Genomic DNA, 3962 nt, shown 5'->3' on the forward strand with positions numbered 1-3962 from the left:
CAGCTGTTCGCTGCAAGGCGAGCTGATATACTAGACCACTCTGTGATGTTGCGGGCGACCCATCCGGTTGCTCCGATACTGTCGCCCAAGCTGTACCCTTGATCGTTTTCATTGAGGTGGATTCGACCATTTGCCTGAGCCCCCCATGACCAATTGTCACTGGGTTGTTTGAGGAAGGTGAGTGATGGGCTGAGATCAAATGTTCCAGTTCCTAATTGCATCGGAAATGGCTGATGGAAAGTCATTCCCATTCCATTTTTAAATGTCTCGCTCGTAGAACCCGACGGTAACGATAGACTGAGCCCGAAGTGGGCGCGGCTTTTGTTCTCATCATAAAACTTGTAGAGACCACCAATCGAGGAGTCGCCCCAGCCGCTGGATTGCATCGGGCTCTTGATCTGGGTCATGCTGTTGCGCATAGTCATCGAGTTCTCGACGTAGTTGGTCATCGCCATCAGCGTGAGCTTGTTAGTCGGGGCGTACATGAGACCAAGCATGTGCATTTCCATGTCCATTTCTATAGGTTCGACCATAAATCCCGAGCTTCCTTGGCTGATCTTGGAGTCGCCATCATAGAGGTCTTCCATGTGCATACTCATGAAACGGTAAGATAGCATCCACTCACCAGCATTGTGGGTGTGTTCACCCATGACACTGATGGGGGCATGACCATCTGCGCGGCCACCATCCCAGTGGTCTACTGAAATGCGGGATTTGGCTCCGTGGCCGTGCGCAATGGCTGAGAGGGCGAGTGCTGTGAGAACTGAATATTGAAATGATTGCATTTTTATAAAGATGTTAATTGTGAAAAATAGCGACAATGGGTCGCAGTTGAAAAGTGGAAGAGACGTCGATCCTTGATATGCCGACGTGGTATCTAATGAGTCAATGATTGGCTCAAGGGCATGTGTGGCGGGAGAGCTTCAAAAGCTCTGGTATAAAAGGCCGATAAAAAACGAGTTGGCTAGCTCAGCCGAGGAGGCGGAGTTGGAACCGAGTTGTAGACGCAGCTCTTATTGCCAGCATGAAGATCTCTATGAGGCAATAGTGTGGACGGAGGGACAAGTGGAAGGCTAATTCCGAGTGCATTCAGTCCGATAAGCTTGAGGTTGCCTAGTTGGAATTGGGGCACTGGGGCTGAGCCGTCGGGCTCAGTCTTGTTGTGCTGAAGTTCTTGAGCTGCGATGCAGTGTTGACATGGGTGCTCGCCGTCAAAGGTCGTAGCAACAGCTTTGCTGAGGCCCTGTTCGGGGATTCGATCGGAAAGCATAGTGGCCCATGCATAGGACTGTAAAAGCACAGCTGGCAACTCCAAAATGGTGACAGCGGCTATCAGGCAGAACAGCTTGGCAAAAAAATGATGCATTCCTAGTACCGCGCGGCATACTGGAGGGTTCCTTGATGCGCAAGACAAATGCCGTTTGCTGACAAAAAATTGTAATAAGATCTGTAGATGTGGGGTTGACCTCTGGCGGTAGTTGGCTATGAGTTTCGCCATGCAAGACGAAACTGCAAACAACACTGAAGAGCAAGAAGTCCCAGTGGAACAGCCTGTGGAGGATTCCAGTAAATCCGTGGACGAAATCAATTCCGAAATCGAGAAAGAACTCGAAGAGGCTATGGAGCAGGAAGAACTTAGCCGTGAAGAGCAACTCGAGGCTGAGGTGTCCGAGCTCAAAAATAAGCTTCTTCGCAGCGTCGCAGATCTTGAGAATTACAGAAAACGTAGCGCGCGCGATAAGGCTGATGCGATTCGTTACGGCAATCAGCGTCTCATCGAAGACCTCCTCCCAGTGATCGATAACTTCGGTATGGGTATGCAAGCTTCCGAACAAGATTCGGGATCAATGATCTACATGGGAATGTCTATGGTGCAGAAGCAACTCGACGATTTCCTAGCGAATCAGGGAGTGCAGGCTGTTGATCTACAGCCCGGAGTTGTATTTGACCCGAAGGTGCACGATGCAATGTCTCAGGAACCCTCCGAGACCTTTGAAGAAGGGCAGATCATCCGAGTCATGCGAAAGGGCTATAAGATGGGTGACCGTCTCGTGCGTCCAGCCAATGTGGTTGTAGCCCAGGCTCCAACTGTAGAAAGTGAAGAAGCTCCAGCTGAAGCTTCAGAAGAAGCTCCAGCTGAATAACCATTAAAATAAGACAGATGGCGACTAAGAAAGATTACTACGAATTATTGGGAGTCGCGCGTGATGCGGATGCCTCAACGATCAAAAAAGCCTATCGCAAACTTGCGATCAAGTTTCATCCAGACAAGAATCCAGATGATGCGGAAGCTGAAGCAAAGTTTAAGGAAATAGGTGAAGCATATGAAGTCCTCAGTGATGAGGACAAACGTGCAGCTTACGATCGCTATGGTCACTCTGCCTTTGAAGGTGGAATGGGTGGCGGAGGTGGTGGCGGTGGCTTCCACGATGCGTCTGATATTTTCTCTCAAGTGTTCGGTGGCGCCTTTGGTGGTGGCGGTGGATTTGATGACTTCTTTGGAGGTGGTGGCGGCGGACGCTCACGCAGACGTTCGGCCGCTCAGCCAGGTAGCGACCTTCGCTACGACCTCGATATTACATTAGAAGAAGCTGCTGCAGGCTGTGAGAAGGAGTTAGAAATTGAAAAGGAAGCCAGCTGTAGCAGCTGTAGTGGCAAAGGCTCTATGAGCGGAAGCGGTTCAAAGACTTGTGGTACTTGTGGTGGAGCTGGTGCCGTGACGCGTCAGGCTGGTATTTTCGTGCAACAGACAACTTGCCCAGAGTGCCAAGGCGCTGGTCAGACAATCTCAGACCCGTGTGATAGCTGCCGTGGTCAAGGCCGTAGAGAAGAGACTTCTAGAATCAAAATTCGCATCCCTGCTGGTGTGGACCGTGGAACACGACTTCGTTCATCAGGTAATGGTGATGCCGGACTTCGCGGTGGGCCAGCTGGTGACCTCTATGTCTTTATCGATATCAAGAAGCACGAGATGTTCGAGCGCGAAGGTGCCGATCTTCATTGTGAAATCCCAGTCCCATTTAGCGTGGCAACACTCGGCGGTGAGTTAGAAGTTCCAACTCTTGAAGGTAAAGCATCAATCAAGATTCCATCGGGAACCCAAGGTGGTACGACTTTCCGCCTTCGTAACCGTGGAATCAAAGACCTTTCTTATGGGTCAAAAGGTGACTTAAATGTGACAGTTCACGTTGAGGTTCCTACCAAGCTCAACTCCGCCCAAAAGGAAAAGCTCAAGGACTTCAGCGAGTCAATCGGTGAGAAGAACTCTCCGATGCAGGAATCTTTCTTTGCCAAAGCGAAGAAGTTCTTTGAGTAAAATTACTATTCTATAAAAGCGGTACGTTCACTAGAGCGCGCCGCTTTTTTTTGTAAGCAGACTTCACACTTCTAATCTAACATTACACACTAGAACCCATGAACTCGATCAATCGTTACTACCTTCCAGCGGATCAATGGTCTTCACTTGCGCTCACTGGAGATGAGGCTCATCACTGTGTTCGCGTGCTTAGGCAGAAGCTTGGCGATGAGATCGTTGTCTTTGACGGTAGAGGTAGCTCTGTGCAGTGTCAGATCGTTTCGGCTGATAAGAATCAAGTGGTCTTGAAGCAAGATGGTGAAGTCGAAGTCCAGAGCCGCGGCCTAAGCTTGCACCTATGTCAGGCGGTCCCAAAGGCTGGGAACATGGAACTGATTGTTCAGAAAGCCGTAGAGCTTGGCGTTGCGAGTATCCAACCATTGATTACAGAGAATACTGTGGTGAAGGCTGATGAGAAGAAGCTCCAGAAATGGCAGCGTATCGCCTTGGAAGCCTGTAAACAATGTGGCCAAGATTGGCTGCCTGAGGTGAAGCCTGTGCTGGGATTTACTGACTGGGTGGCATCGCGCGAGAAGTCTGAGCTGGAAATAGTCGCAGCTCTCGACCCCCGCAGCCAGCAAATGGCACAGGAGCTAAGAGCGCACGG

General features: G+C 50.3%; 5 protein-coding genes. 3 read left to right on the forward strand and 2 right to left on the reverse strand.

Annotated elements, in window-relative coordinates:
- Positions 1 to 785 (reverse strand): transporter (locus tag ABGY95_RS05015; protein ID WP_347440602.1); only part of this gene is annotated, 785 nt, incomplete at its 3' end.
- A 179-nt stretch (positions 786 to 964) separates the two neighbouring features.
- Complete coding sequence (locus tag ABGY95_RS05020) at positions 965 to 1498, reverse strand: hypothetical protein (RefSeq protein WP_347440603.1); 534 nt, start codon at positions 1496 to 1498, stop codon at positions 965 to 967.
- Between ABGY95_RS05020 and grpE the strand changes: the two genes are divergently transcribed.
- The 3 genes from grpE to ABGY95_RS05035 form a co-directional block, all read left to right on the forward strand.
- Positions 1497 to 2144, forward strand: a complete 648-nt coding sequence (gene grpE / locus ABGY95_RS05025; protein ID WP_347440604.1) for a nucleotide exchange factor GrpE — start codon at positions 1497 to 1499, stop codon at positions 2142 to 2144. The two genes, ABGY95_RS05020 and grpE, sit on opposite strands and share 2 nt — an antisense overlap.
- Before the next feature lie 17 nt (positions 2145 to 2161).
- Positions 2162 to 3316 carry a molecular chaperone DnaJ gene (gene dnaJ / locus ABGY95_RS05030; protein WP_347440605.1) on the forward strand — a complete coding sequence of 385 codons (1155 nt, stop codon included), beginning with the start codon at positions 2162 to 2164 and terminating at the stop codon, positions 3314 to 3316.
- A gap of 98 nt (positions 3317 to 3414) precedes the next feature.
- Positions 3415 to 3962, forward strand: a 548-nt coding sequence (locus ABGY95_RS05035; protein WP_347440606.1) for an RsmE family RNA methyltransferase, incomplete at its 3' end; no start/stop codon positions are given.

This window comes from Rubritalea sp. (genome assembly GCF_039830215.1).
Taxonomy (GTDB): Bacteria; Verrucomicrobiota; Verrucomicrobiia; order Verrucomicrobiales; family Akkermansiaceae; genus Rubritalea.

Excerpts from the sequence above, each read along its gene's own strand:
- grpE (WP_347440604.1), top strand. The coding sequence starts at position 1,497 with ATGCAAGACGAAACTGCAAACAACACTGAAGAGCAAGAAGTCCCAGTG.
- dnaJ (WP_347440605.1), top strand. The coding sequence starts at position 2,162 with ATGGCGACTAAGAAAGATTACTACGAATTATTGGGAGTCGCGCGTGAT.
- ABGY95_RS05020 (WP_347440603.1), bottom strand. The coding sequence starts at position 1,498 with ATGGCGAAACTCATAGCCAACTACCGCCAGAGGTCAACCCCACATCTA.